This is a genomic window from Streptomyces venezuelae (assembly GCF_008642355.1).
In the GTDB taxonomy this organism is placed as follows: Bacteria; Actinomycetota; Actinomycetes; order Streptomycetales; family Streptomycetaceae; genus Streptomyces; species Streptomyces venezuelae_B.
In genome coordinates this window covers 7190536-7215497 of record NZ_CP029193.1, presented here as the reverse complement: position 1 = coordinate 7215497, position 24962 = coordinate 7190536, and the positions used below count along the sequence as shown (strand labels likewise).

The window sequence follows — 24962 nt, the reverse complement described above, 5'->3', positions numbered from 1 at the left end:
GCACGCAGCGACGACAGGTGCATGGGACATTGAGGCACATGTCGGCCGAATGGCAATCATGTGACGGCTGGGGCCATGGACATGACGTGTGTGGGAGGGGCTGAATAGGCTCGACGACCAAGACGAACACGTGTTGTGAACCTACGACTTGGAGATCTTGTGCACCGCAGACTCATCGCCCCGGGCGCTCTGGCGGCCTCTCTTCTGCTGGCGATCCCGGCATCGGCCGCCGACTTCTCCCCCGGGGCCCCGGGCATCGGCGACCCCTATTACCCGGCGAGCGGCAACGGCGGATACGACGTCTCGCACTACGACCTGCGGCTGAAGTACCAGCCCAAGACCGACCTGCTCGAAGGCACGGCGACGCTGAACGCCCGCACCACGCAGGACCTCTCGCGCTTCAACCTCGACTTCGGCCTGAAGGTCTCCGAGGTGCGGGTCAACGGCAAGAAGGCGAAGTTCAAGAAGACCGGCGACCAGGAGCTGGAGATCACGCCTCCGGCCGGGCTGCCCAAGGGCACGGCGGTCACGGTCGTCGTGCGGTACGCGGGCAAGCCGTCCGAGCTGAAGATCAACGGTTACACGGCGTGGCACCGGACGCCGGACGGCGGTGTCGCGGCGCAGGAGCCGGAGGCCGCCGTGTGGTGGTTCCCCTCCAACGACCACCCCCTGGACAAGGCGACGTACGACGTGTCCGTATCGGTGCCCGACGGCACCCAGGCGATCTCCAACGGCGTACTCCAGTCGCAGAGTTCCAAGCTCGGCTGGACCCGCTACAGCTGGCGGTCGAACAAGCCGCAGGCCAGCTACCTCGCGACGCTCGCGGTCGGCAGGTTCGACATCACGACCGACAAGACGGAGGACGGTCTGCCCGTCCTCAACGCGTACAGCAAGGACCTGGGCGACAACGCGGGCGCGGCGCGGGCCAGCATCGAGCGGACCACCGAGGTCGCCGAGTGGCTGGAGACGCTCTACGGCAAGTACCCCTTCAACGCGCTCGGCGGCTACGTCCCGAACGTGAAGAGCAGCTACGCCCTGGAGACCCAGACGCGGCCCTTCTACAGCCCCGCCGCGTTCGCGAACGGCTCCAACGCCTCCATCGTCGTCCACGAGCTGGCCCACCAGTGGTACGGCGACAGCGTCTCCGTGGACGGCTGGAAGGACATCTGGGTCAACGAGGGCTTCGCCCGCTACAGCCAGTGGCTGTGGTCGGAGAAGGAGGGCGAGGGCACGGCGCAGGAGCTGGCGGACTACGTGTACGCCCAGCGCCCCGCCGACGACCCGTTCTGGAAGGTCAAGCCGGGCGACCCGGGCCCGGACAACCAGTTCCACGGCGCGGTGTACGACCGAGGCGCGCTCGCCCTCCAGGCCCTGCGCAACGAGGTCGGCGACGACACGTTCTTCGCCATCCTCAAGGGCTGGCCGCAGAAGCACGCGTACGGCAACGCCAAGGTGAGCGACTTCGTGAAGTACGCGGAGAAGATCTCCGGCAAGCCGCTGGCAGAGCTCTTCGACACGTGGCTCTACCAGCCGTCACGGCCCGAGGCGCCCGCGGTGCGCGAGGCCGGCATCGCCCTCTCGGCGGCCGCCCCCGCCAAGCCGAAATCGTGGAAGCAGATCGCGGCGACCAACGGCGTGCACGACCACGGGCACGGCCACGGTCACTGAGAATCCGCTGCGCGCCGCGCCGTCGGGATCCGGTTCCCGGCGGCGCGGTGGCGTGCGCGGGCCCTGCGGGCCGCCGGGAGGTAGCGCAGGCGCTCGGGCAGGAGCGGTACGACCGTGCGGACCACGCGGCCGAGGCGGCGCAGTCCGCGCTCCTGCGCCGCGGTCCAGGGCAGACCGATGGCCTCGCGGGCGTCCGGGGGCATCAGGCCGATCGTGACGAAGCGGCGGAAACGGGCCAGCGGGGGCAGCAGTACGGGCCACAGGATGCGCAGCAGCAGACGCAGGGGAGCCGGGCCGCGGTCCGGCGGCGGGACGGACTGGTCGACGGCGGTCAGTTCGGCGGCGACCGCGGTGAGTTCGATCTCCTCGGCGAGGACCTCGCGGTAGTGCGGCCAGAACTCTTCCAGGGTCTGCGGCATGTCCCGATCATGGATGCCGAGGATCCGGCCGACCTGGAGCCACTCGGCGTACAGCTGCCGCTCCTGCGCCTCGGTGAAGGGGCGGCCCAGGTACTTCTGCGCGTGCCGGTAGACGGGGAAGCCGGTGGCGTGCACCCAGGCGTAGTTCGCGGGCGTCAGCGCGTGGTAGCGGCGGCCCCGGGTGTCCGTGCCCTGGATGGTGCGGTGCAGCACGCGCAGCCTGCGGCCCTCGGCCGCCGCCTCTTCGCCGCCGTACACCCACAGCAGGACCGAGCGGATCGAGCGCTCGCCCCTCCCCCACGGGTCGGTGCGGAACACGGAGTGCTCGTCGACGCCCGCGCCCACCGCCGGGTGCGCCACCTGCATGGTGAGAGCGGGTGGCAGCATCAGGAGCATGCGGATGTCACCGGCGATGTCCCAGAGGATGCCGCCGGGCGGGGGCGGAAGCGGGGACGTGCCGGCGGAGTCGTTCGTGCCGTGAGCCGCGCGCTGCTCGCGTGCGTCGGCCGGGTGGTTCATGCGCCGTGCTCCTCGGACGTGCCCGGTTGGTGCACGTCCCAGTATGCGACCGGTTCGGCACCGTCTTTCAGCGGGCCTCTGCGTACGCCTCCAGGATGACGTCGAGGACCGCGTCCGGTTCCCGCACCGTCGGGAAGTGGTCGCTGTGCGCGAGCCGCACCACGCGGCAGCCCGGAATGCGCTGCGCCATGGTCTCGTTCAGGCGGACCACCTCGGGCTGGTCGCGCTCCCCGATGGCCAGGGTGCAGGGGACGTCGAGCTCGCCGAGCCGGTCGTAGGCGGGCGGGTCCGGCACGTGGTGCGGGTGCACGGCGAACCACGCCGGGACCACGGCCTTGAGCAGCGCCGTCACTTCGGGGTCGGCGCCGGTGCCCGCCGCGCCGGAGACGCGCCGCATCATCGTCACGATGCCGTCGATGTCGCCCGCCTGGGCGCGCCGGCCGACCTCGGCCATGAACTCGGGCGGCAGGAGGTCGTCGGCGCCGGTGACGCCGGGGACGAGCAGGGCCAGGCTCGCCACCCGGGCGGGGTCGCGGAGCGCGAGACTGATGGCCGTGGCGCCGCCCATGCTGGAGGCCGCGAGGACGGCCCGGCCCACGCCGTAGTGGTCCAGGACCGCGATCAGATCCTCGACCAGCGAGAACGGGGCGGTCGGTGCGGGCGACCTGCCGTACCCGCGCGCGTCGTAACGGATCACCCGGTGCCGCTCCGTGAGGCGCGGCAGGGTGCCGTCCCAGATGCGGGAGTCGCCCACGCCCGGGTGCAGAAGGACCAGGGGGAGGCTTCCGCCGCCCGTGCCGCTCGGTTCACCCGAGTCGTGCGACCACAGTTCGCCGTCCTTGACCGAGACCATGACGTCCATGCCTGCGAGTCTCGGGGGGCGGCGTCCGGGCCGCCAGTGGGGGCGGGGGACGAGGGCGTGAATCCGTACGCCTAGCGGCCAAATCCCGATGGATCGGTGCCGGGGTCGGCGGACGGATCGGTTCCTGGGGTCGTGCCCGGTCCCGCCGCGGGGCCCGCGAGCGGGTCGGCCGCGGCGCGTCCCGCCACCTCGGAGGCCCACTCGGAGATCTGGCGGCGCAGTTCGGCCTCGGCCTCGGCGCGCTCCGCCTCTCCCCTGGCCTGCCCGGTGGCCGGCGGCGCTCCCTCGCCCTCCCACGCCGCGCCCGGGTGCGCCTCCGAGAACAGCGTCGACGCCGTTCGCCGCCGGCCGCGGGGCGGGGCCGGATCCGCGAGGACGGGGACCGCGAGGGGCACGAAGGCGGGGACCGGCATGAGGGCGCGCTCCATACGGAGCAGGAGGCGTGCGGCGAGGACGCGGATGGACTGCATGACGGGGCTCTACCCGCTCATCCGTGCACAACAACGCACACATGCAGGGCAGTTGTCGGCATGTGCGAAGAGGTGTGCACTCCGGCGAGAGAGGCCCGGCCGCGCCTCGCCCGGCTCAGTCCCCGAAGTCGTACACCGTCACGGAGATCCCGCGTGCCCCCAGGCGCCGGGCTATGAGCGGCTCGACGCGGGACCACTTGCCGCCCGCGAGGCCGCAGCCGATGCGCGGCATGTGCACGGAGGCGCCGAGCTCCTCTGCCTTGTCGGCGAGGGTGGCGAGGGCGGTGTCCATCGCGTCGTACCGCACCGGGACGCCCTTGCTTCCCGTGCGCGTCCCGCGCTGTCCCACCATGTTCGCGACCCACAGGCCACGGCCGACCTCGACGACCTGGACGGCGCCGAGACCGAAGTCGTTCTTGGCGCGCTGTCGGTGCCAGGCGCGATACGCCTTCTCCGGCTCGGGCCGGCGGCGCGAGAGCGCGAGCACGAAGCCCTTCCCCCAGCCCCCGAGGTCGTTGCAGACATGGGCGATGAGCTTGGGGCCCTTGCCGAACGGCGCGGTGGCGTCACCTCGGACATACGTGATCTCCGACATGACGCCACCGTACGGGCTGCCACTGACAGGGGGCGGGCTACTGAACGGCGGGCTACGTGCCCTTCGGCCCGGTGAGGCCCTCGGGCTGACGGCCCACCCGGCGCCTGACGCCGTACCAGCCCGCGACCAGGGCGAGGCCCACCACCGGGATGAGGAAGAGCGTCTTGCGGCCGACCTCGGCGTCCTTCCACATCAGGCCGAGGACGGCGAGCAGGAACGCGATGGTCACGTACTCGGTGACGCCGCTGAAGGGGAGCTGGAACTTCGGCCGGGTGATCTCGCCGCGCTTCGCGCTGCGCACGAAGGCGAGGTGGCAGACCATGATCGTGATCCAGGTGCCGATGATGCCGAGCGAGGCCACGTTCAGGACGATCTCGAAGGCCTTGCCCGGGACGACCTTGTTGAGGCCGACGCCGACGACGCCCAGGGACGCGGTCAGCAGGATGCCGCCGTAGGGGACCTGGTTGCGGTTCATCTTGGCGGTGAACTTCGGGGCGGAGCCCGACATCGCCATGGAGCGCAGGATGCGGCCGGTGGAGTACAGGCCGGAGTTGAGCGAGGACATGGCGGCGGTCAGGACCACGAAGTTCATGACGTCGCCCGCGGCCGGCACGCCGATCTTGGAGAGGACCGTCACGAAGGGGCTCTGGTCGGCGGAGTACACGACGCCGGGCAGCAGCAGCGCGAGGAGCACCACGGAGCCGACGTAGAAGAGGCCGACGCGCCACATGATCGAGTTCACCGCGCGCGGGACGATCTTCTGCGGGTCCTTGGTCTCGCCCGCGGCGACGCCGACGAGCTCCAGCGAGGCGTACGCGAAGACGACACCCTGCATGACGATCACGACCGGCATCAGGCCGTTCGGCATGAGGCCGCCATGGTCGGTGATCATGTTGAGGCCGGGCGTCTCACCGCCCACCTTGTGCTGGCTGGCGAGGAGCCAGATACCGATGATCATGAAGGCGCTCAGTGCGGCCACCTTGATGATCGAGAACCAGAACTCCATCTCGCCGAAGTACTTCACCGAGACGAGGTTCACCGAGAGCACGATCGCGAGGGCGATCAGCGCGAGGACCCACTGGGGTATGTCGGTGAAGAAGCTCCAGTAGTGCGTGTAGAGCGCGATCGCCGTGATGTCGGCGATACAGGTGGTCGACCAGTTGAGGAAGTACATCCAACCGGCGAAGAACGCGCCCTTCTCACCGAGGAACTCACGCGCGTACGAGACGAACGAACCCGACGACGGCCGGTAGAGGACCATCTCGCCGAGCGCCCTGACGACGAAGAACGCGAAGATGCCGCACACGAGGTAGGCAAGGGCGAGCGCGGGGCCCGCCGAGTGGAGACGGCCGCCCGCCCCCAGGAAGAGGCCGGTGCCGATCGCGCCACCGATCGCGATCATGTTGACGTGACGGGCCTTGAGGTCCTTGCTGTATCCGGCGTCGCCCGCGTCCGCGGGGGCCTGGGTCGCATCCGTGCGGGGTGCGTCCAGGATGGCCGAATCTACGGCTTCCTTGCTCACGTGGTGGATCTACTCTCTGGTGCCCGGAAGAACTCCGGGGTCCGGAATGTGCCCCGGTCCGCGCAACCCCTGACGCGCGCGAACCGACGGGACACCTTCCCCCAGAGATCGCCCTCCACGCGGTGGCGCACGTCACATAGCGGGACTTCTCACATGCTGGTCAGGGGGTGTACAGACCGTCGATGACCTGCATGTACTTGTCACGGATCACCCGGCGGCGCAGCTTCAGGGACGGTGTCAGCTCGCCGGTCTCGGGCCCCCATTCCTCGGTGAGGAGCCGGTAGCGCTTGATCTGCTCGGTGCGGTTCAGGCGCGCGTTGGCGGCCTCGACCGCGCGCGCCACCTCGGCCCGCACCTCCTCGTGCGTGGCCGGATCGCCCTCTACATCGATCCCGCGCGCCGCGGCCCAGGCGGGCGTCATCTCCCGGTCGAGGACGAGCAGCGCCACGAGATAGGACCGGCCGTCCCCGTGGACCAGGGCCTGCCCTATAAGAGGGTGCTCCTTGAGCGTGTTCTCGACGAGGGCGGGCGAGACGTTCTTGCCCGTCGACGTCACGATCATTTCCTTCTTGCGGTCGGTGAGCCAGAGGTAGCCGTCCTCGTCGAGGCGCCCGATGTCACCGGTGGCGAACCAGCCGTCCGCGTCCCGTGCGTCGTCGAGGCCCCCGTCGGGCCGCAGGTAGCCGTCGAAGACGGTGGCGCCGCGCACGAGGATCTCGCCGTCCTCCGCGATGCGTACGTCGAGCCCCTCCAGGGGGCGGCCCACCGAGCCGAGCCGGAACGCGTCGGGGCTGTTGGTGGTGACCACGCCGGAGGTCTCGGTGAGCCCCCACGCGTCCATGATCACGAGTCCGAACCCGGCCCAGAAGCGGGAGACGTCCAGCGGCATCGGCGCGGAGGCGCTCGCCGTCCACTCGAGCCGGTCGAACCCGGCAAGCGCGAGGAGCGGGTCCAGAACATCCCGCTTGGCCTCCTCGTACGCGGACCGCAGCGCTTCGGAGGGCTCCTCGCCCCGCTCCCGGCAGGCCACGTGCGCGCGTGCCGTCTCGTTGGCGGCCTCGATGGCGCGGCGCCGCTCCTCGGGCAGTCCGGCGAGCGCCGCCCGTACGGAGGCGGCGAGCTTCTCCCACACGCGCGGGACGCCGAAGAACTGGAAGGGGTGCAGTTCGCGCGCGGTGGCGGCCACGTGGGCGGGGTCGGCGCACAGGTAGACGTGGGCGGCGCGCAGGACCGGCAGGTAGATGCCGAGCAGGCGCTCCGCGATGTGCGCGAAGGGCAGGTAGCAGATGTGGCCCACGTGGTCGGGGAAGTCGACGACGCCGTCCAGGGCGACGCCGCCCACGAGGACGTTGCGGTGGGTGAGGCGGACGCCCTTCGGGTCGCCGGTGGTGCCGGAGGTGTAGACGACGGTGAGGGCGTCGGTGGGACGGTTCTCGCGCCACCCCTTCTCGAACGCGTCGGGGTCGAAGAGCCGGCTGCCCGTGGCGTGCAGGGAGCCGTACGTGCGGTGCTCGCCCGCTTCGGCGGCCTCCACGACGACGAGGCGCTCCAGCGGGGCGGTGCCGTCCGCCAGGAGGGGCTCCCAGCGCGGCAGTTCGCGGGCGCCCTCGACGATCGCGAACCGGGCCCGGCTGTGCCGGACGATGTGGGCGACCTGTTCGGGGGCCGAGGTGCCGTACACGGTGACGGGGACGGCACCGAGGTGCACCAGGGCGAGGTCGGTGAGCCAGTGCTCGGGGCGGTTGCCCATCATCATCAGGACGTGTTCGCCGCGCTCGACGCCGAGCGCGGCGTAACCGGCGGCAAGGACGCCGACCTTGCGCCGTGCCTCGCGCCAGGTCAGCGTCGACCACTCCTCCCCCGCACGCCAGGAGAGCGCGGGAAGACCTCCGTGGTCCTCGGCATTGCGGAGCAGCAGGGCGGGGAGCGTGATGTCGGCAGGGTCTCCGGGGAGTCGCAGGATCGTGGTCATGACCGCCTCCTGGTGCCATCGATTGGGCCGGAGGGTTTCACAACACCGGTGTGCCAGCAATACTGTTGCACCATGACGACCGATACCGAGGGCGTCGCGACCGGGACCGACGAGCCGACGCTCACGGTCGACGAGCTCGCCGCGCGCGCGGGCGTCACGGTCCGCACGATCCGCTTCTACAGCACCAAGGGTCTCCTGCCGCCGCCGGTCATCGGCCCGCGCCGCGTCGGCCACTACGGCCAGGAGCACCTCTCGCGGCTCGCCCTCATCGAGGAGCTGCAGCACCAGGGCATGACGCTCGCCGCGATCGAACGGTATCTGGAGCAGCTGCCGGCGGACCTCAGCGCGCACGACCTGGCCATTCACCGTGCCCTTGTGGCCTCCTGGGCGCCCGACTCGGCGGAGGACGTGCCGCGCGGCGAGCTGGAGCGCAGGGCGGGCCGTGCGCTGGGGGACGAGGATCTGGAACGGCTCGCGGCGATGGGCGTGGTCGCCGGTACCGAGACCGTGGGGACGTACCGCGTGGACCTGGGTCTGCTGCGCCTGGGTGTGCAGCTCCTGGACGTGCCCATCGCGCACGAGACGATCCTGGCCGCGCGCACGGTCCTGCTGGAGCACACGCGCTCGGCGGCCGGTGAGCTGTCGCGGCTCTTCCGCGACGAGGTGTGGAGTCCCTACCGCGAGCGCGAGTCGGACACGGAGGACGCCGAGCAGGTGGCGGCGATGCGGTCGCTGTCGGCGCACATGCAGCCGATGGTGGTGCAGGCACTGGTGACGGCGTTCCAGCGCTCCCTCAAGGAGGAGCTGCGGGAGTGGCTCAAGGAGGACTGAGCCGGGTCAGGCCCCACGGCAGGACGCGGCGCGGCAGTGGCCCCGGCTCCACCCCCGACCGGGCGGAACCGGAGCCACCGCGAGGCCTCAGGCGTCGCTGAACTTGCCGCCGCTCTCCGCCTTCTCGACCAGCAGCGCGGGCGGCGCGAACCGCTCCCCGTAGGTCGCGGCGAGTTCACGCGCGCGTGCCACGAAGCCGGGCAGGCCGCCTTCGTAGCCGTTGATGTACTGCAGTACGCCGCCCGTCCAGCCCGGGAAGCCGATCCCGAGGATGGAGCCGATGTTGGCGTCGGCTACGGAGGTCAGGACGCCCTCCTCCAGCAGGCGTACGGTGTCGAGCGCTTCGGAGAAGAGCATCCGCTCCTGCATGTCCTTGAACGGGATCTCGTGCCCCGGCTTGGTGAAGTGCTCGCGCAGGCCCGGCCAGAGCCGGTCGCGCTTGCCGTCCACGTACTCGTAGAAGCCCGCTCCCCCGCTCCTGCCGGGGCGCCCGAACTCGTCCACCATGCGGTCGATGACACTGTCGGAGGGGTGGCCCGCCCAGGTGCCGCCCGCCTCCTCGACCGCCCGCCTGGTCTCGTCGCGGATCTTGCGGGGCAGCGTCAGGGTCAGCTCGTCCATGAGGGAGAGGACCTTCGCCGGGTAGCCGGCCTGGGCGGCTGCCTGCTCGACGGACGCGGGCTCGATTCCCTCGCCGACCATCGCGACACCCTCGTTGATGAAGTGCCCGATGACGCGCGAGGTGAAGAACCCGCGCGAGTCGTTCACGACGATCGGCGTCTTGTTGATCTGGCGCACCAGGTCGAAGGCGCGGGCCAGCGCCTCGTCACCGGTGCGCTCGCCCTTGATGATCTCGACGAGCGGCATCTTGTCGACGGGCGAGAAGAAGTGCAGGCCGATGAAGTCGACGGGACGCGAGACACCCTCCGCCAGCGTGGTGATCGGCAGGGTGGAGGTGTTGGAGCAGAGCAGCGCGTCCGGCTCGACGATGTCCTGGATCTCCTGGAACACCTTGTGCTTGAGCGAGGTGTCCTCGAAGACCGCCTCGATCACCGCGTCGCATCCCGCGAGGGCCTGCGGGTCGGCGGTCGGCGTGATGCGGGCGAGCAGCGCGTCCGCCTTGTCCTGGCTCGTACGTCCCTTGGCCACGGCCTTGGCGCAGAGCTTCTCGGAGTACCCCTTGCCCTTCTGTGCCGCCTCCGCGGAGACGTCCTTGAGGACGACCTCGATGCCCGCGCGGGCGCACGAGTACGCGATGCCCGCGCCCATCATGCCCGCGCCGAGCACGGCGACCTTGCGGACCTGGCGCGGTTCGATGCCCTTGGGGCGGTTGGCGCCGGAGTTGACGGCCTGGAGGTCGAAGAAGAACGCCTGGATCATGTTCTTCGCGACCTGTCCTGTGACCAGCTCGGTGAAGTACCGGGCCTCGATGGTCAGCGCGGTCTCGAAGTCGACCTGCGAGCCCTCGACGGCCGCGGCGAGGATGTTGCGCGGGGCGGGGTAGTTGGCGCCCGCCGTCTGCTTCTTCAGGTTGGCCGGGAAGGCGGGCAGGTTCGCCGCGAACTTCGGGTTGGCCGGGGTGCCGCCGGGGATGCGGTAGCCGGGCTTGTCCCAGGGCTGCTGCGACTCGGGGTTGGCGTCGATGAAGGCGTGTGCCTTCTCCAGCATCTCCTCGCGGGTGGCGGCCACTTCGTGGACGAGGCCGTTCTCCAGGGCGCGCTTCGGGTTGTACTGGGTGCCCTGGAGCAGCACCTTCAGGAGGGCGTCGGCGATGCCCATGAGGCGCACGGTGCGGGTGACGCCGCCGCCCGCGGGGAGCAGGCCGAGGGTGACCTCGGGCAGGCCGATCTTCGAGCCGGGCGCGTCGAGGGCGATGCGGTGGTGCGAGGCGAGGGCGATCTCGTAACCGCCGCCCAGGGCGGCGCCGTTGATCGCGGCGACGACGGGCTTGCCGAGGGTCTCGATGCGGCGCAGCGAGTTCTTGATGGCGGTGCCGGCGTCGAACGCCTCCTGGGCGTTCTCCGGGCCGACCTTGATCATGTCCTTGAGGTCGCCGCCCGCGAAGAACGTCTTCTTGGCGGAGGTGTAGATGAACCCGCGGATGGCGTCCTTGTCGGCCTGGACGGCGGCCTCGGCGCGGTCGGCGATCGCCGCGATGGACTCCTTGAACGCCTGGTTCATGGTGTTCGCGGACTGGTTGGGGTCATCGAGGACGAGGGTGACGACACCCGTGTCGTCCTGTTCCCAGCGGATGGTCGTGCTTTCGGTCATGTTCTTTCTCCGTGAAGTGTGAGGGGCGGGCGGAATCCGGGGAGGGCGGCCGGGGTTCGTGGCCGGCCGGCCGCCGGTGGGGGCTTGTCGCGCAGTTCCCCGCGTCGCGGGAAGGGCGCGCGTCGGGGGGAAGGCGCGGCGGAGCCGCGGGCCTTCAGGGGCGCGGGGAACTGCGCGAGCAACCACGATGGACCCGCGGTCGGCGACGAACCCCCACCCCCACGGCGCGCCCCCTACAGCCGCTCGACGATCGTGGCGATGCCCATGCCTCCGCCCACGCACAACGTGGCCAGCCCGTACCGCAGGTCCCGCCGCTCCAGCTCGTCCACGAGCGTCCCGAGGATCATCGCGCCGGTCGCGCCCAGCGGGTGACCGAGCGCGATCGCACCCCCGTTGACGTTCACCTTGTCCAGGGACAGCCCCATGTCCTTCACGAAGCGCAGCACCACCGCGGCGAACGCCTCGTTGATCTCGACGAGGTCGATGTCGTCGATCGTGAGCCCCGCCTTGGCGAGCGCCTTGCGCGTGGCGGGCGCGGGCCCGGTGAGCATGATCAGCGGGTCGGAGCCCGAGACGGCCGCGGAGACGATCCGCGCGCGCGGAGTGATCCCGTACCGCTCGCCGACCTCCTTCGTGCCGACGGCGACCAGCGACGCGCCGTCGACGATGCCGGAGGAGTTGCCCGCGTGGTGGACGTGGTCGATCTGCTCGATCCAGTGGTACTTCTGCAGCGCGACCGCGTCGAATCCGCCCAGGTCGCCGATGTCCTTGAAGGACGGCTTCAGCTTGGCGAGCGAGTCGGCGGTGGTGCCGGGGCGCATGTGCTCGTCGTGGTCGAGGACGACGAGCCCGTTGCGGTCCTTGACGGGCACGACGGACCGGGCGAAGCGCCCGTCCTTCCACGCCGCGGCGGCCCGCTCCTGGGACAGCGCGGCGTACTCGTCGACGTCGCGCCGCGTGAAGCCCTCGACCGTGGCGATGAGGTCCGCGCCGATGCCCTGCGGCGCGAAGTCGGTCTCGAAGTTGGTCATCGGGTCGGCGAACCAGGCGCCGCCGTCCGAGGCCATGGGGACGCGTGACATCGACTCGACGCCACCCGCGAGCACCAGGTCCTCCCAGCCCGAGCGGACCTTCATCGCGGCGAGGTTGACCGCTTCGAGTCCGGAGGCACAGAAGCGGTTCTCCTGGACGCCGGCGACCGTGTCGGGCAGCCCGGCGGCGATGGCCGCGATGCGCGCGATGTCGGAGCCCTGGTCGCCGACGGGGCCGACCACGCCGAGGACGATGTCGTCGATGGCGGCCGGGTCGAGATCGGGGAAGCGGGCCTGGATCTCGTGGATCAGGCCGACGACGAGGTCGATGGGCTTGGTGCCGTGCAGGGCGCCGTTGGCCTTGCCGCGTCCGCGCGGGGTGCGGATCGCGTCGTATACGTACGCTTCGGTGGTCACGCGTGTGCCTTTCGGGGGTGTCCGGGAGGGTGAGGGTGCGGGTCAGCCGAGGAGGGAGCGGCCGATGATCTCCTTCATGATCTCGGTCGTGCCGCCGTAGATGGTCTGGATGCGTCCGTCGGTGAAGGCCTTGGCGACGCGGTACTCCGCCATGTAGCCGTAGCCGCCGTGCAGTTGCAGGCAGCGGTCGGCGACGCGTTTCTGGAGTTCGGTGGCCCACCACTTCGCCATCGACGCGTGCACGGCGTCGAGTTCCCCGTTCGAGTGATCGACGATGCACCGGTCGAGGAACGTGCGGGTGACGGCGCACTCGGTGGCCATCTCCGCGATCTCGAAGCGGATGTGCTGCAGTTTGGCGAGGGGACGCCCGAAGGCCTCCCGCTCCTTCACGTACGTGGTGGTGATGTCCAGGAGGTGCTCGGCGGCGGCGATGCCGGCGACGGCGATGCCCATGCGTTCCTGTGCGAGGTTCGTCATCAGGTGGATGAAGGCGCCGTTCAGCTCGCCGAGCAGGTTCTCCTTGGGGACGCGTACGTCGTTGAAGAACAGTTCGGCGGTGTCCTGGGACTTCTGGCCGATCTTGTCGAGGTTGCGGCCCCGCTCGAAGCCTTCCATGCCGCGCTCGACGACGAGGAGGGACAGGCCGTGGGCACCCCCTTCGGGGGACGTCTTGGCGACGACGACGACGAGGTCGGCGAGGATGCCGTTCGAGATGAACGTCTTGGAGCCGTTGAGCACCCAGTGGTCACCGCGGTCCTCGGCGCTGGTGCGTATGCCCTGGAGGTCGGAGCCCGCGCCGGGCTCGGTCATCGCGATGGCCGTGATGGTCTCGCCGGTGCAGAAGCCGGGGAGCCAGCGGCGCTTCTGCTCGTCGGTGGCGAGGGAGGTCAGGTAGGGGCCGATGATGTCGTTGTGCAGGCCGATGGCGAGGCCCGCGGCGCCCGCGCGGGTGAACTCCTCGGCGAGGACCGCGGAGTAGCGGAAGTCGGCGTTGCCGCCGCCTCCGTACTCCTCGGGGACGGCGAGGCCGAGCAGCCCCTGCCTGCCTGCGGCGAGCCAGGCCTCGCGGGAGACGATGCCGTCCTTCTCCCACTGTTCGTAGTGGGGCAGCACCTCCTTGGCGAGGAAGGTGCGGACGGTCTCGCGGAACGCGTCGTGCTCGGCGGAGAAGATCTGCCGCTTCATGTGTACGTGGCCTCCTGGAGCCCTGGGTGAGCCGACGGACTCTTCAGAGCCAGCCCTTGACGGTTTCGATCAGCTTGGCCGGCTCGGGGCCGACGGGAATGACGTTGAGCATGGTGACGCCGGCCGCGCGGAAGGCCTCGACGCGCTCGCGTACGTAGCCTTCTGGCCCGCACAGCGACATGAGCTCGCAGAACTCGTCCGGTACGGCGGCCTCGGCTTCCTTCTTCCTGCCCGCCAGGTAGAGCTCCTGGATGCGCGCGGCCTCTGTGCCGTATCCGTACGCGACGGCGAGGTCGTTGTAGAAGTTCTTCCCCTTGGCGCCCATGCCTCCTACGTAGAGGGCGATCTGCGGGCGGGCGAGGTCCCGTGCGGCCGCCGCGTCGTCGCCGATGGCGAGCAGTCCCCCGGCGACGACCTCCAGCGGTCCGAGGGCCGGATCGCGCCTCTCCTTGCCCTCGGCGAGCGGGGCACCCCACACCTGGTGGGCCTTTTCGGGGAGGAAGAGGGTGGGCAGCCAGCCGTCGGCGATCTCGGCGGTCATGCGGACGTTGGCGGGCCCCAGGGAGGCGACGTACAGCGGGACTTCCGGCCGTACCGGCTGGGTGAGGATCTTCAGGGGCTTGCCGAGTCTGCCGCCCTTCTCCGGAGGCAGCGGCATGTCCGTGATGCCGTGGTGGTCGATGACCTCGCGGCGCAGGATGCGCCGGGTCAGTTCGATGGTCTCGCGGGTGCGGCCGAGCGGCTTGTCGTACGGCTTGCCGTGCCAGCCCTCGACGACCTGCGGGCCCGACGCGCCGAGCCCGATGATCGCGCGGCCCCCGGAGACCGCGTCGAGTCCCGCCGCCGTCTGCGCGATGAGGGCGGGGGTGCGCGAGTAGACGTTGAGGATGGCGGCGCCGATCTTCATGTGTTCCGTGCGCGCCGCCAGATACCCCATGATCGTGGGCGAGTCGAAGCCGTACGCCTCCGCGACCCACACGGCGTCAAGGCCCGCGGACTCCAGGGCGGCGGCGCTGTCGGCGGCCTCGCGCGGGTCGCCCGCGTAGGAGAGCGGTACGGAGATCTGCATCAGTGGTCTTCCTCTGTCGTCACTCGGGGCGAGGCGGGGGTGAGGGCCGGGACGTCCCAGTCGCGGGCCACGTCGGCGGTGTCGGCGCCGGGCTGTGCGGGGCCGCTGTGGATCCGCGCCGGGGTGGCGGAGAAGCGGGGCGCGGGAGCGGGCTGGGTGATGCCGCCGTGGTCGGTGAAGGTGCCGCGGGCCGCGAGGTGCGGGTGGGCGGGCGCCTCGCGCAGGGACAGGACGGGCGCCACGCACGCGTCGGAGTCCTGGAAGACGGCCGTCCACTCGTCGCGCGTACGGTCCTTGAAGCGGGCGGCGACGGCCTCGCGCAGTTCGCCCCAGCGGGCCAGGTCCTTGCGGGCGGGCGCGGTGTCGGCGAGGCCGAGCAGGGCGGTGAACTCGTCGTAGAACTGCTGCTCCAGCGGGCCTACGGCCATGTAGCCGCCGTCCGCGGTCTCGTACGTGCCGTAGAAGGGGCAGCCGCCGTCGAGGAGGTTGGCGCCGCGCCGGTCCTGCCAGCCGCCGGCCGCGAGCATGCCGTGGATCATCGTGGAGAGGTGGGCCGCGCCGTCGACGATGGCGGCGTCCACCACCTGCCCGGTGCCGTGTTCGCGCGCGTGGTGCAGCGCGGCGAGGATGCCGACGATGAGGTAGAGCGAGCCGCCCGCGTAGTCGCCCACGAGGTTCGCGGGGACGGCGGGCGGCTCGTCGGGGTTGCCGATCATGCCGAGGGTGCCGGTGATGGCGATGTACGCGATGTCGTGGCCCGCGCGCTGGGCGAGCGGCCCTTCCTGCCCCCAGCCGGTCATGCGGCCGTAGACCAGCTTCGGATTGCGGGCGTGGCAGGCGTCGGGGCCCACGCCGAGGCGCTCGGCGACTCCGGGCCGGTAGCCCTCGATGAGGACGTCGGCGCGTTCGACCAGGTCGAGGACGCGAGCCGGTCCCTCGTCCGCCTTGAGGTCGACGACGACGGACCGCTTGTTGCGGTTGGTCACGTCGTACTCGGGGTTGATCGCGAGGCCACCGCCGCCGGGCCGGTCGACGCGCACGACGTCGGCGCCGAGGTCGGCGAGCAGCATGGCCGCGAACGGTCCTGGCCCGATGCCCGCCAGCTCGACCACGCGCACTCCGGCGAGCGGTCCGTGAACACCCTTGCCCGGCATCGTCATTGAGCCCCCAGCACTATGACACAACTGATGTAACACCAGTGATGCTAAGAACGTGTTCCACCGCGCACAAGCCCCTGACGAGCAAGCGCTCAGTCAATTCTGGCCGCGCCGTCGCGAAGCGCGCTAGCCTCGGCCACCGACAACTGCGCGGGGGCCCACGGCGGAGAGGTGCCATGACCAGTCGTAAGAGCGGCAACAGCAAGGCCGGCGAGCGCGCGAAGGACGAGGACAGTGAGCGCGTGTACGACATCGTGCTCTTCGGAGCGACAGGTTTCGTGGGGATGCTCACCGCGGAGCATCTCGCCGCCCATGCCCCCGAAGGGGTGCGGTGGGCCATCGCCGGGCGCGACACCGGCAAGCTCGAAGCGCTGCGCGAGCGGCTTTCCGCGATCAATCCGGCGTGCGCCGAACTCCCGCTGGTCCGCGCCGACGTGGCGGATGCCGCGTCCCTGCGGGACATGGCCTCCCACGCGCGCGTGGTCGCCTCCACCGTCGGTCCGTACCTGACGTACGGACAGGACCTGGTCGGGGCGTGCGCGGAGGCGGGCACGGACTACGTGGACCTGACCGGCGAGCCGGAGTTCGTCGACCTCATGTACGTGAAGCACGACGCCCGCGCGCGGGAGACCGGCGCGCGACTCGTGCACTCCTGCGGCTTCGACTCCGTTCCGCACGACCTGGGCGCGTACTTCACCGTCCAGCAACTGCCGGAGGACGTCCCGTTGCGCGTGGACGGATTCGTCCGGGTGGGCGCGCGGTTCTCCGGCGGCACCTTCGCCTCCGCGCTCAACCAGTTCGGGCGGGGCCCGCAGATGGTCGCCGCAGCGAAGGACCGCCGACGGCACGAACCCCGCCCGGTGGGGCGCAAGGCGTACGCTCCGCCCGGCGCGCCCCGGTATGCGAGCGAGGTCGGCGCGTGGGCGCTGCCGCTGCCGACGATCGACCCGCAGGTGGTGCAGCGCTCGGCGCGCACCCTGGAGCGGTACGGACCGGACTTCCGCTACCGGCACTACGCGGCCGTGAAGTCGCTGCCGGTCGCGCTGGGCGCCCCCGTGGCCCTCGGCGGGCTCCTCGCGGTGGCGCAGCTGCCGCCCGCGCGGCGGTGGCTGTCCGCGCGCCTGAAGCCCGGGGACGGCCCCGACGAGGCGCGCCGTGCGGCGTCGTGGTTCTCGGTCCGGTTCGTCGGCGAGGGCGGCGGGAAGCGGGTGTTCACCGAGGTCTCGGGGGGCGACCCGGGGTACGGCGAGACGGCGCGGATGCTGGGAGAGTCGGCACTGTGCCTGGCCCTGGACTCCTTGCCGCCGACGGCCGGGCAGGTCACGACGGCCGTGGCGATGGGTGACGCGCTGATCGAGCGGCTGCGGGCGGCGGGGCTCACGTTCCGGGTGGTGGCGGAGCGCGACGCACCGCATAGGTAGGCGACCGGAAGATGCCCCGCACGCGCGCGTGCGGGGCATCTTCACATGGTGCGGCGGTCCGGTGGTCAGGCCACCGGCGCGGGGTAGGTCGGGTACTCGACCCCGGAGACGTACTGGACGACCCGGATGACCTGGCACGAGTAGCCGAACTCGTTGTCGTACCAGAGGTAGAGGATCGCGTTGTCGCCGTCGACCTTGGTGGCACCGGCGTCGACGATCGACGCGTGGCGCGACCCGACGAAGTCCATCGACACGGCGTCGGGCGCCGTCGTGAAGTCGATCTGGCGCTTCAGCGGCGAGTGCAGCGACACGTCGCGCAGGTGGTCGAGGACCTCGTCGCGGGTGGTCTCGCGGCCCAGGCGCAGGCTGAGGATGGCGATCGAGACGTCCGGCACGGGCACGCGGATCGAGCTGCCGGTGATCGGGGCCTTGAGGTCGGGCAGCGCCTTCGCGACGGCGGAGGCGGCGCCGGTCTCGGTGATGACCATGTTGAGCGGCGCGGAGCGGCCCCGGCGGTCGGCCTTGTGGTAGTTGTCCAGGAGGTTCTGGTCGTTGGTGAACGAGTGGACGGTCTCCACGTGGCCGCGCAGCACGCCGAACTCGTCCGCCATCGCCTTGAGCGGCGGGACGATCGCGTTGGTGGTGCAGGAGGCGCAGGACAGGATCTGCTCGTCCGGCTTGATCGTGTCGTGGTTGACGCCGTGCACGATGTTCGGGACGTCGCCCTTGCCCGGAGCGGTCAGGACGACCTTGTCGATGCCCGGACGCAGGTGCTTGGAGAGGCCCTCGCGGTCGCGCCACTTGCCGGTGTTGTCGACGAGGATGGCGTCCTTGATGCCGTACGCCGTGTAGTCGACCTCGGACGGGTCGTTGGCGTAGATCACCTTGATCTCGTTGCCGTTGGCGACGATCGTGCCGTTCGCCTCGTCGACGGTGATCGTGCCCTGGAACTGACCGTGGATGGAGTCGCGGCGCAGCAGCGAGGCGCGCTTCACGATGTCCTCGGCGGCCCGCTCGCCGCCGCCGCGCACGACGATGGCGCGCAGCCGCAGGCCGTTGCCCGAGCCGGCCTTCTCGATGAGGAGGCGGGCGACGAGACGCCCGATGCGGCCGAAGCCGTACAGGACGACGTCGCGGCCCTCGCCGCCCTCGGCCTTGTCGGCGCCGATGGCACCGGCGACCGCCTCGGCGGTGAACTGCTCGACGGTCAGGCCGCGGTCGTCGGCCTTGTAGGCCTCCGCGAGCAGGGCCAGGTCGATCTGCGACGGGCCGAGGTCGAGCGTGGTGAGGGCCTGCAGGAACGGCAGCGTCTCGGTGACCGAGAGCTCCTCACCGGCTATCTGCCGGGCGAATCGGTGGGTCTTGAGGATGCTGACCACCGACTTGTTCACCAAGGAGCGGCTGTGCAGCAGGACCGTCACGTCCCGCTCGCGGTGCAGCTTCCCGATGATCGGGATCATCGACTCCGCGATCTCCTCGCGGTGCTTCCAATTGGTGAACGAGTCGTCATTGACAGTCACAGGAGTATCTTTCGAGCTAGGCGGCGCTCATATGCTAACCCGCTCGTCTTTCCGGCTTTCAACCGGCCGCCCTCCGGGCTTCACCCCGCCGCCGCACGCAGCGCGGAGCGGCACAGCGCGTCCGCGCGGCGGGTGGATTCCGGCAGCCGGTAGCGGGGCGTGAGGCGCAGGGTGTGCGCGCAGGCCCGGTCCAGGGAGACCCGGTGGCCCGCCGAGACGAAGACCGGCTTCACGCCCTCGCGGGTGCGCAGCGCACGGCCGACCTCTTCCGCGCCGTCCAGCAGCGGCGACGCGCTCCCCCGCACGGCCGCCGGATCCTCGTACACGAAGGTGAAGGGGTTCTTGGCGACACCGATGGTGGGCAGTCCCGTCAGGACGCCGAGGTGGCTGGCCAGGCCGAAACGGCGCGGGTGGGCCACTCCGTAGCCGTCGCAGACGACGAGCCCGGGGTCCGACCGCAGCTCGCCCAGCGCCGCCAGGACCGTCGGGATCTCGCGGAACGCGAGCAGGCCGGGCACATAGGGGAACGCCACCTTGCCGACCGCGGTCGCCTCCTCGACCACGTCGAGCGTCGCGGCGTCCAGGACCACGACGGCGGCGGCCACGACGTCCCGCTCGTCGTCGTACGCGACGTCCACGCCCGTCACGTGGCCCGTGCCGGGCGGCGGGCCCGCCTCGTCGAGGACCACGCGGGTGCGCAGTCCGTCCTGGACGGCGCGCGCCGTCCGCTCGTCGGTGGGCCAGTCGGAGGGCATCGCGTAGCTGCTCATAGTGCGGGGAAGCCTAGTTGGCGCGAAAACGCCCGTCCCGCGACCGCGGCTCACGGACAAAGGCGCCCGGCATTAAAGACGCGTAAAGATTGCCGGGTTCAGGCAATGAACGGTGTCGGTCCGCCATGTCAGCATTCCCCCGTACCGAGGTGAACGGCGCGACGGGGGAAGTGATCCGATGACGGTGTTTCTGGGTCTCGGCATCGCGGGGATCGTGCTGCTGGTGCTCTCGCTCCTCCTCGACGGGGTCCTGGAAGGGCTCTTCGGAGGAGCGGGGGCACTGGACGGGCTCTTCGACGGGCTCCTGTCCCTTCCGGTCGTCGCCGGATTCGTCTCCATGCTCGGCTTCGGCGGAGCGCTGGTGCTCGGCACGACCGGGCTCGGCGCCGGTCCCGCCACCGTCGCGGGAGCCTGCGCCGGTACCGGGGCGGGCTGGCTGACATGGAAGCTCACCCGCGCCCTGATGCGCGACCAGACCGCGCCCACGCCGCGCGGCGACGACCTCGTGGGCACCGCGGGGTCCGTGGTCACGGCGATTCCGGCCGACGGCTACGGCGAGGTGCTGCTGCACCTCGCGGGCCAGCGCGTGAAGTACGCGGCCCGCAGCTCCGCCGCGGTGGCCAGGGGCACGGAGATCTGGGTCGACGCGGCACTGTCGCCGACATCGGTGGCGGTCCGGCCCGTCGAACGCTGACACGGCCCCTGCTCCCGGCGGCCCGCCGTTCACCGCTCACCAACCTTCGCAACCGATCTGCCGTCCCCGGGTGGCAAGGGGGGAATGCACCATGAGTCCAGTCCTGATCCCGGTCGTGGGAGTCGTCGTACTCCTCGTCCTGCTGGCGCTCGTCGTCATCACGCGTTACAAGGTCGCCGGGCCCAGCGAGGCCTTCATCGTGACCGGCCGGCGCGGCAAGAAGTCCACGGATCCGGACACCGGCCGGGTCATGACCGACAACAGCGGCCAGAAGGTCGTGGTCGGCGGCGGCGTCTTCGTCGTGCCGTTCGTGCAGCAGAAGTTCACCCTCGACCTGTCCTCGCGGCACATCCCGATCGCCGTGCGGGGCGCGGTCACGCTGCGCGGCGTCAAGGCGAACCTCGAAGGCGTCGCCATCGTGAAGGTCGGCGGCACCGAGGACTCGATACGCGCCGCCGCCCAGCGCTTCCTCGTGCAGCAGGACGGCATCGTCGGCTTCACCCAGGAAGTGCTCTCCGGCGCGCTGCGCTCCATCGTGGGACGCATGTCGGTCGAGGACATCATCCGGGACCGTGCCGCGTTCGCCGGGCAGGTCGCCGAGGAGGCCGAGGCCAGCCTCTCCGGGCAGGGCCTGGTCCTCGACGCCTTCCAGATCCAGGACATCACCACCGAGGGCTCCTACCTGGAGGACCTCGGCCGCCCGGAGGCCGCCCGCGCCAAGCAGGAGGCGGACATCGCCGAGGCCGTGGCGCGCCGCGCCGCCGAGCAGGCACGGCTGAAGGCGGAGGAGGAGATCGCCGTCGCGCAGCGGACCTTCTACCTCAAGCAGGCCGAGATCAAGGCCGAGACGGACGAGGCGGCGGCGCGGGCGAGCGCCGCGGGGCCGCTCGCCGAGGCCGCACGGCAGCAGGACGTGCTCACCGAGCAGGAGAAGGTCGCCAAGCGCCAGGCGGCGCTCACCGACAGCGAGTTGGACACACAGGTCCGCAAGCCCGCCGACGCCGCGCGCTACCAGGCCGAGCAGGAGGCGGAGGCCCGCAGGATCGGCCTGGTCAAGCAGGCCGAGGCCGACGCGGAGCGGGCCCGTCTGACCGGTGAGGGCGAGAAGGCGCACCGTGCCGCGCTCGCCGATGCCGTACGCCTGGAAGGTGAGGCCGAGGCCGCGTCGATCGGCGCGCGGGGCGCCGCGGAGGCGGAGGCGATGCGCAAGAAGGCCGACGCGTTCGCGCAGTACGGTGACGCGGCCGTCCTGCAGATGCTCGTCGAGGTCCTGCCGAGCGTGGTCGGCAAGGCGTCCGAGCCGCTCGCCGCGGTGGACAAGATGACGGTGATCTCGACGGACGGTGCCGGACAGCTGTCCCGTACGGTCGCCGACAACGTCGCCCAGGGCATGGAGCTGCTCAGCTCCACCACGGGGGTCGACCTCGCCGAGCTCCTCAAGGGCATCACGGGCGGCAAGGCGGCGAGCCCCGCCGCCACGGCCTCCCCGGTCTCCTCGGCCAACGGGAAGATCGAAGTCACCGACTAGACGCACGAGCCACGCGACAGCGTCGGCGCGGCCCGCGGGATGCATCGCCCCGCGGGCCGCCCGGTAGCCTCGCGATCATGTTCATTCTCGAATTGACCTACACCGCGCCGGTCTCCGCCGTCGACGACCTGCTGGAAGCCCATGTCGCCTGGCTCGACGAGCAGTACGAGGCCGGCGTCTTCATCGCGTCGGGGCGCAAGAACCCGCGCGACGGCGGCGTGATCATCGCCGTCGCGCGGGACCGCGCGGAGATCGAGAGGATCGTCGCGGAGGACCCGTTCACGGCGGCCGAGGTGTGCGCGTACCGGATCACCGAGTTCTACGCGACGAAGACGGCCCCGGCCCTCGCGACGTACCGCGAGCAGCTCCCCGCCTGACGCCCGCTGGGGAAGCTCGTCAGGGCCGCCCTTCGAGGCGGGCGATCCGCCCCTTCTCGCCCGCGGCCCAGCAGCCCCGGTCGGGTGTGCAGTCCACGGTGTCGTACGACCCGGTGTCGACCGTCCGCCAGCTCCGGCCGCCGTCCGTCGTGACGTCCGTGCCCGTCGGGCCGACCGCGAGCGCCGTGGAGCGGCTGTGCGGGAACCACGCGACGCCCGAGCGGTAGGCGGACGGCGGCTTCCCCGCCGGGTCCCAGCGGCGGCCGCCGTCCCGGGTGACCGCCGCCGCCTTCGGCGAGGGCTGGTCGGCGCGGTAGTCGCCGCCGACGGCGATGCCGTGCGCGCGGTCGCGGAAAGCGAGCCCGAAGACGCCGCGGGCCGGGTCACCGGCCGGGATCGGCGCGTCGGTGGCCCGCCACGTCCGTCCGCGGTCCGCGGAGTGCAGGACGCGCGCGCGTGCGGCGCCTCCCGTGGCCATCCACACGTCCCGGGACCCGTTGCTCACCAGGCACTGGCCGCTCGCCGCGAAGCCCGCCTCGCCCTCCTGCGCCGCGGGCATTCCGGCGCTCGGCAGGACCTTCCAGGACCGGCCCCCGTCGGCGGTGGACAGGATGCGGAACTTCCCGTCGACGGGATCGCTCATCGCCAGACCGTGGCGCCGGTCGAAGAAGGTCATGCAGTCGTAGAACGCCTTGGCGTCGGTGTTGCGGAACGACTCCGTCCAGGTGGCCCCGCCGTCCTCGGTGCGCAGCACCCGCGACGCGTCCCCCTCGCCGATGGCGAGGACCACGGCGCGGCGGCCGTCGAACGCCTCGATGTCGCGGAACTCAAGACCGGCGGCGCCGGGCGGGGAGACTTCCCGCCACGTCCTGCCGCCGTCGGCGGTGCGCAGCACCGTCCCCTTCGTACCGGCCACCCACGCCGTGTCGCGGCTGACGGCGGCCAGTCCCCGGAAGCGGGCGTCGGTGCCGCTGTCCTTGAGCTGCCAGCGCGGACCCCGGTCCGGGTGGTGCGTGCCGCCGTCCGCCCCCGCGGCGCCCGGCGCGCCGAGGACGGATCCGGCGAGCACCGCGCCGCACAGTCCCGTCAGTACCATCCGCCTCGTCGACTTCGTCTTCCCCATGCCCCTCATGGCGGGCGAAGCTAGCCGACGCGCGGGGCCTCGTCCAGATGGCCTGAAGGCGTCCCCCATGAGGTGGTCACCGGGAACCGCGGGCCCCGCCAGGGTGTCGCGGTGACAGAGGTCACTCGCTCCGAACCGCCCTCGTGTGCACGCATCCGGTCTTTCCGTCGTCTATTCAAGTGCCGACCCCAGTCGTCCAGCAGTCAGTGAGGGAGCAGGCGTTGTCCACCGTCATCGAGCAAGCCGTAGAGGCCCGCCTGGTCGCCGCCGAGCCGCGGATGCCGACCATTCCCGCGACGCTCCACTACGACCGGCGGGATCCGTTCGCCGTGCGCATGAGCTTCCCCGCTCCCGCGACCCTGGAGGGCATCGAGGTCTACTGGACCTTCGCCCGCGAGCTCCTCGTCCACGGTGTGGAGCGGGCGGTGGGCGACGGCGACGTGCGCGTGCGTCCGTACGGGTTCGACCGCACGGTCGTCGAGTTCCACGCCCCCGAGGGCACCGCGATCGTCCACATCCGCACCGGCGACCTCCGCCGTTTCCTGCACCGCACGATGACGCTGGTGCCGGCCGGTCAGGAGAGCCGGCACGTGGACCTGGACCAGGACCTGGCCGAGCTGATGCGCGACGCCTGCTGAGGGCGAATGGCCGGCCGGGCTTGCGCGCTCAGCCCCCGTCGCCCGAGCCCCCGTCTCCCCCGCTCGACGAGCGCGCCATCTCCGCCGCCGCGATCGCCGAGGCCAGCGCCTTGCGGAGGGCGCGCATCTGCTGGGTGACCTCGAGCGACGCCCCGCCGCCGCGGTCGGTGAGCTCGGCGATCCTGTCCTTGTACCGCCTGCGGTCCTTGCCGGTGACGAACGGACGCACCTTGCCGGTGGCCGCGCACATCACGAGGGCCGCCTCGCTCTCGGACACCTCCGTGACCGACCGGGGGCCTCGCAGCACCGTGCCCGCGTCGGCCTGCAGCGCCTCCGCGTAGCCGGAGCGCTCCAGCTCCCAGTGCCGTACGGGAAAGAGCCCGAGGACGCGCCGTCGTTCCAGGCGCAGATAGCCGTGGGCGGTGAGCTGGTCGCGGACCGCGTCCAGGGTGCCCCCGGAGCGGTACGTCATCCATCGGCGCCACTTGCGCGGCCGGGACTCCTCGATGAGCTCGGCGAGTCCGTCGAGGACCGTGTCGCCCGTGCGTGCGCCGGTCACGGGGGTGACGGTGCCGCCCGTATCGACGATCACACCGCGCTGGGCGAGCTCCGCCAGCGCCCCGGCGCGGACGACGAGGTGCACGTCGGGCCCGCCGGTGAACTTCCGCTTCTCCCCGTCCCACGTCAGGAGCAGGAGCCTGGCTGGCAGGGACAGCGTGCCGTAGTGCACGGCGCCTCCTCGGTCGGCGTCCACGGGCCGGGTGCGGGCCCCCGATAAAACGTTGACACACCCCGGAGCCCGACCTACGGTGTACAACGGTTCTGTTGCCGTCGATAGGAGTAGGACGTTGCTCGTCTGAGGTCATGAGACACCGCGTCACGCAGCCCTCGCTGCCGTGCACG

The 24962-nt window shown here is 71.3% G+C and carries 22 protein-coding genes; 7 read left to right on the top strand and 15 right to left on the bottom strand.

Going from position 1 to position 24962, the window contains the following annotated elements; genetic code table 11:
* The first annotated feature begins 159 nt into the window (after positions 1 to 159).
* Positions 160 to 1668 (top strand): M1 family metallopeptidase, encoded by a 1509-nt coding sequence (locus tag DEJ47_RS32980; protein ID WP_150174548.1) that lies wholly within the window; start codon positions 160 to 162, stop codon positions 1666 to 1668.
* Here DEJ47_RS32980 and DEJ47_RS32975 read toward each other — a convergent pair.
* The 6 genes from DEJ47_RS32975 to DEJ47_RS32950 all read right to left on the bottom strand — a co-directional run bounded on the left by DEJ47_RS32975 (position 1662) and on the right by DEJ47_RS32950 (position 8027).
* On the bottom strand, positions 1662 to 2606 hold the full coding sequence (locus tag DEJ47_RS32975; protein WP_150174545.1) for an oxygenase MpaB family protein: 945 nt from the start codon (positions 2604 to 2606) through the stop codon (positions 1662 to 1664). The genes DEJ47_RS32980 and DEJ47_RS32975 overlap by 7 nt on opposite strands.
* A 67-nt stretch (positions 2607 to 2673) precedes the next feature.
* A complete protein-coding gene (locus DEJ47_RS32970) occupies positions 2674 to 3468 on the bottom strand; it encodes an alpha/beta fold hydrolase (protein ID WP_150174542.1) in 795 nt (264 codons plus the stop codon).
* A 71-nt stretch (positions 3469 to 3539) separates the two neighbouring features.
* Positions 3540 to 3938, bottom strand: a complete 399-nt coding sequence (locus DEJ47_RS32965; RefSeq protein ID WP_150174539.1) for a hypothetical protein — start codon at positions 3936 to 3938, stop codon at positions 3540 to 3542.
* Positions 3939 to 4053: 115 nt separating this feature from the next.
* On the bottom strand, positions 4054 to 4533 hold the full coding sequence (locus tag DEJ47_RS32960; protein ID WP_150174537.1) for a macro domain-containing protein: 480 nt from the start codon (positions 4531 to 4533) through the stop codon (positions 4054 to 4056).
* 52 nt (positions 4534 to 4585) lie between these two features.
* Complete coding sequence (locus DEJ47_RS32955) at positions 4586 to 6055, bottom strand: amino acid permease (RefSeq protein WP_150174533.1); 1470 nt, start codon at positions 6053 to 6055, stop codon at positions 4586 to 4588.
* Positions 6056 to 6215: 160 nt separating this feature from the next.
* Positions 6216 to 8027, bottom strand: a complete 1812-nt coding sequence (locus DEJ47_RS32950; RefSeq protein WP_150174530.1) for an AMP-dependent synthetase/ligase — start codon at positions 8025 to 8027, stop codon at positions 6216 to 6218.
* A gap of 72 nt (positions 8028 to 8099) precedes the next feature.
* Here DEJ47_RS32950 and DEJ47_RS32945 point away from each other — a divergent pair, with 72 nt between their 5' ends.
* Complete coding sequence (locus DEJ47_RS32945) at positions 8100 to 8858, top strand: MerR family transcriptional regulator (protein WP_150174528.1); 759 nt, start codon at positions 8100 to 8102, stop codon at positions 8856 to 8858.
* A gap of 87 nt (positions 8859 to 8945) precedes the next feature.
* Here DEJ47_RS32945 and DEJ47_RS32940 read toward each other — a convergent pair whose 3' ends face one another.
* From DEJ47_RS32940 to DEJ47_RS32920, 5 genes are all read right to left on the bottom strand, one after another.
* Positions 8946 to 11129 carry a 3-hydroxyacyl-CoA dehydrogenase NAD-binding domain-containing protein gene (locus DEJ47_RS32940; RefSeq protein ID WP_150174525.1) on the bottom strand — a complete coding sequence of 728 codons (2184 nt, stop codon included), beginning with the start codon at positions 11127 to 11129 and terminating at the stop codon, positions 8946 to 8948.
* Between the two features lie 233 nt (positions 11130 to 11362).
* Positions 11363 to 12577: an acetyl-CoA C-acetyltransferase gene (locus DEJ47_RS32935; RefSeq protein ID WP_150174523.1), complete on the bottom strand. Its 1215-nt coding sequence runs from the start codon at positions 12575 to 12577 to the stop codon at positions 11363 to 11365.
* Positions 12578 to 12619: 42 nt separating this feature from the next.
* Complete coding sequence (locus tag DEJ47_RS32930) at positions 12620 to 13762, bottom strand: acyl-CoA dehydrogenase family protein (RefSeq protein WP_150174520.1); 1143 nt, start codon at positions 13760 to 13762, stop codon at positions 12620 to 12622.
* Between the two features lie 43 nt (positions 13763 to 13805).
* On the bottom strand, positions 13806 to 14831 hold the full coding sequence (locus DEJ47_RS32925) for an LLM class F420-dependent oxidoreductase (RefSeq protein WP_150174517.1): 1026 nt from the start codon (positions 14829 to 14831) through the stop codon (positions 13806 to 13808).
* Positions 14831 to 15985: a CaiB/BaiF CoA transferase family protein gene (locus tag DEJ47_RS32920; protein ID WP_150176034.1), complete on the bottom strand. Its 1155-nt coding sequence runs from the start codon at positions 15983 to 15985 to the stop codon at positions 14831 to 14833. Before DEJ47_RS32920 ends, DEJ47_RS32925 begins: the two co-directional genes overlap by 1 nt.
* Before the next feature lie 179 nt (positions 15986 to 16164).
* Here DEJ47_RS32920 and DEJ47_RS32915 point away from each other — a divergent pair, with 179 nt between their 5' ends.
* On the top strand, positions 16165 to 17409 hold the full coding sequence (locus DEJ47_RS32915) for a saccharopine dehydrogenase family protein (RefSeq protein WP_150174514.1): 1245 nt from the start codon (positions 16165 to 16167) through the stop codon (positions 17407 to 17409).
* 65 nt (positions 17410 to 17474) lie between these two features.
* Here the strand turns inward: DEJ47_RS32915 and DEJ47_RS32910 are convergent, their stop codons facing one another.
* Both DEJ47_RS32910 and DEJ47_RS32905 read right to left on the bottom strand, forming a co-directional pair.
* Entirely contained in the window at positions 17475 to 18929 is a 1455-nt protein-coding gene (locus DEJ47_RS32910) for a glyceraldehyde-3-phosphate dehydrogenase (RefSeq protein ID WP_150174511.1), read from the bottom strand.
* An 80-nt stretch (positions 18930 to 19009) separates the two neighbouring features.
* Complete coding sequence (locus tag DEJ47_RS32905; protein WP_150174508.1) at positions 19010 to 19699, bottom strand: endonuclease V; 690 nt, start codon at positions 19697 to 19699, stop codon at positions 19010 to 19012.
* Positions 19700 to 19877: 178 nt separating this feature from the next.
* Between DEJ47_RS32905 and DEJ47_RS32900 the strand changes: the two genes are divergently transcribed.
* The 3 genes from DEJ47_RS32900 to DEJ47_RS32890 all read left to right on the top strand — a co-directional run bounded on the left by DEJ47_RS32900 (position 19878) and on the right by DEJ47_RS32890 (position 22298).
* On the top strand, positions 19878 to 20393 hold the full coding sequence (locus DEJ47_RS32900; protein WP_150174506.1) for a hypothetical protein: 516 nt from the start codon (positions 19878 to 19880) through the stop codon (positions 20391 to 20393).
* Between the two features lie 91 nt (positions 20394 to 20484).
* On the top strand, positions 20485 to 21921 hold the full coding sequence (locus DEJ47_RS32895; protein WP_150174503.1) for a flotillin family protein: 1437 nt from the start codon (positions 20485 to 20487) through the stop codon (positions 21919 to 21921).
* Between the two features lie 77 nt (positions 21922 to 21998).
* The gene (locus DEJ47_RS32890; protein ID WP_150174500.1) at positions 21999 to 22298 is read left to right on the top strand and encodes a YciI family protein; all 300 of its coding nucleotides are present in this window, start codon (positions 21999 to 22001) and stop codon (positions 22296 to 22298) included.
* Between the two features lie 19 nt (positions 22299 to 22317).
* On the opposite strand, the gene DEJ47_RS32885 is transcribed toward DEJ47_RS32890, so the two are convergent.
* Positions 22318 to 23421 (bottom strand): WD40/YVTN/BNR-like repeat-containing protein, encoded by a 1104-nt coding sequence (locus DEJ47_RS32885; protein ID WP_398338831.1) that lies wholly within the window; start codon positions 23419 to 23421, stop codon positions 22318 to 22320.
* Positions 23422 to 23642: 221 nt separating this feature from the next.
* On the opposite strand from DEJ47_RS32885, the gene DEJ47_RS32880 reads away from it, so the two are divergent.
* Positions 23643 to 24059 (top strand): SsgA family sporulation/cell division regulator, encoded by a 417-nt coding sequence (locus tag DEJ47_RS32880; protein ID WP_150174498.1) that lies wholly within the window; start codon positions 23643 to 23645, stop codon positions 24057 to 24059.
* Between the two features lie 28 nt (positions 24060 to 24087).
* Here the strand turns inward: DEJ47_RS32880 and DEJ47_RS32875 are convergent, their stop codons facing one another.
* Positions 24088 to 24789, bottom strand: coding sequence for a GOLPH3/VPS74 family protein (locus tag DEJ47_RS32875; protein WP_161236689.1), 702 nt, complete (start codon positions 24787 to 24789; stop codon positions 24088 to 24090).
* Positions 24790 to 24962: the final 173 nt, after the last annotated feature.

What these genes read in the sequence shown, in the direction of transcription:
- DEJ47_RS32975 (WP_150174545.1), bottom strand. Translation starts at nt 2,606, where the DNA reads ATGAACCACCCGGCCGACGCACGCGAGCAGCGCGCGGCTCACGGCACG.
- DEJ47_RS32970 (WP_150174542.1), bottom strand. Translation starts at nt 3,468, where the DNA reads ATGGACGTCATGGTCTCGGTCAAGGACGGCGAACTGTGGTCGCACGAC.
- DEJ47_RS32965 (WP_150174539.1), bottom strand. Translation starts at nt 3,938, where the DNA reads ATGCAGTCCATCCGCGTCCTCGCCGCACGCCTCCTGCTCCGTATGGAG.
- DEJ47_RS32960 (WP_150174537.1), bottom strand. Translation starts at nt 4,533, where the DNA reads ATGTCGGAGATCACGTATGTCCGAGGTGACGCCACCGCGCCGTTCGGC.
- DEJ47_RS32950 (WP_150174530.1), bottom strand. Translation starts at nt 8,027, where the DNA reads ATGACCACGATCCTGCGACTCCCCGGAGACCCTGCCGACATCACGCTC.
- DEJ47_RS32945 (WP_150174528.1), top strand. Translation starts at nt 8,100, where the DNA reads ATGACGACCGATACCGAGGGCGTCGCGACCGGGACCGACGAGCCGACG.
- DEJ47_RS32940 (WP_150174525.1), bottom strand. Translation starts at nt 11,129, where the DNA reads ATGACCGAAAGCACGACCATCCGCTGGGAACAGGACGACACGGGTGTC.
- DEJ47_RS32930 (WP_150174520.1), bottom strand. Translation starts at nt 13,762, where the DNA reads ATGAAGCGGCAGATCTTCTCCGCCGAGCACGACGCGTTCCGCGAGACC.
- DEJ47_RS32925 (WP_150174517.1), bottom strand. Translation starts at nt 14,831, where the DNA reads ATGCAGATCTCCGTACCGCTCTCCTACGCGGGCGACCCGCGCGAGGCC.
- DEJ47_RS32920 (WP_150176034.1), bottom strand. Translation starts at nt 15,985, where the DNA reads ATGCCGGGCAAGGGTGTTCACGGACCGCTCGCCGGAGTGCGCGTGGTC.
- DEJ47_RS32915 (WP_150174514.1), top strand. Translation starts at nt 16,165, where the DNA reads ATGACCAGTCGTAAGAGCGGCAACAGCAAGGCCGGCGAGCGCGCGAAG.
- DEJ47_RS32905 (WP_150174508.1), bottom strand. Translation starts at nt 19,699, where the DNA reads ATGAGCAGCTACGCGATGCCCTCCGACTGGCCCACCGACGAGCGGACG.
- DEJ47_RS32900 (WP_150174506.1), top strand. Translation starts at nt 19,878, where the DNA reads ATGACGGTGTTTCTGGGTCTCGGCATCGCGGGGATCGTGCTGCTGGTG.
- DEJ47_RS32895 (WP_150174503.1), top strand. Translation starts at nt 20,485, where the DNA reads ATGAGTCCAGTCCTGATCCCGGTCGTGGGAGTCGTCGTACTCCTCGTC.
- DEJ47_RS32890 (WP_150174500.1), top strand. Translation starts at nt 21,999, where the DNA reads ATGTTCATTCTCGAATTGACCTACACCGCGCCGGTCTCCGCCGTCGAC.
- DEJ47_RS32885 (WP_398338831.1), bottom strand. Translation starts at nt 23,421, where the DNA reads ATGGGGAAGACGAAGTCGACGAGGCGGATGGTACTGACGGGACTGTGC.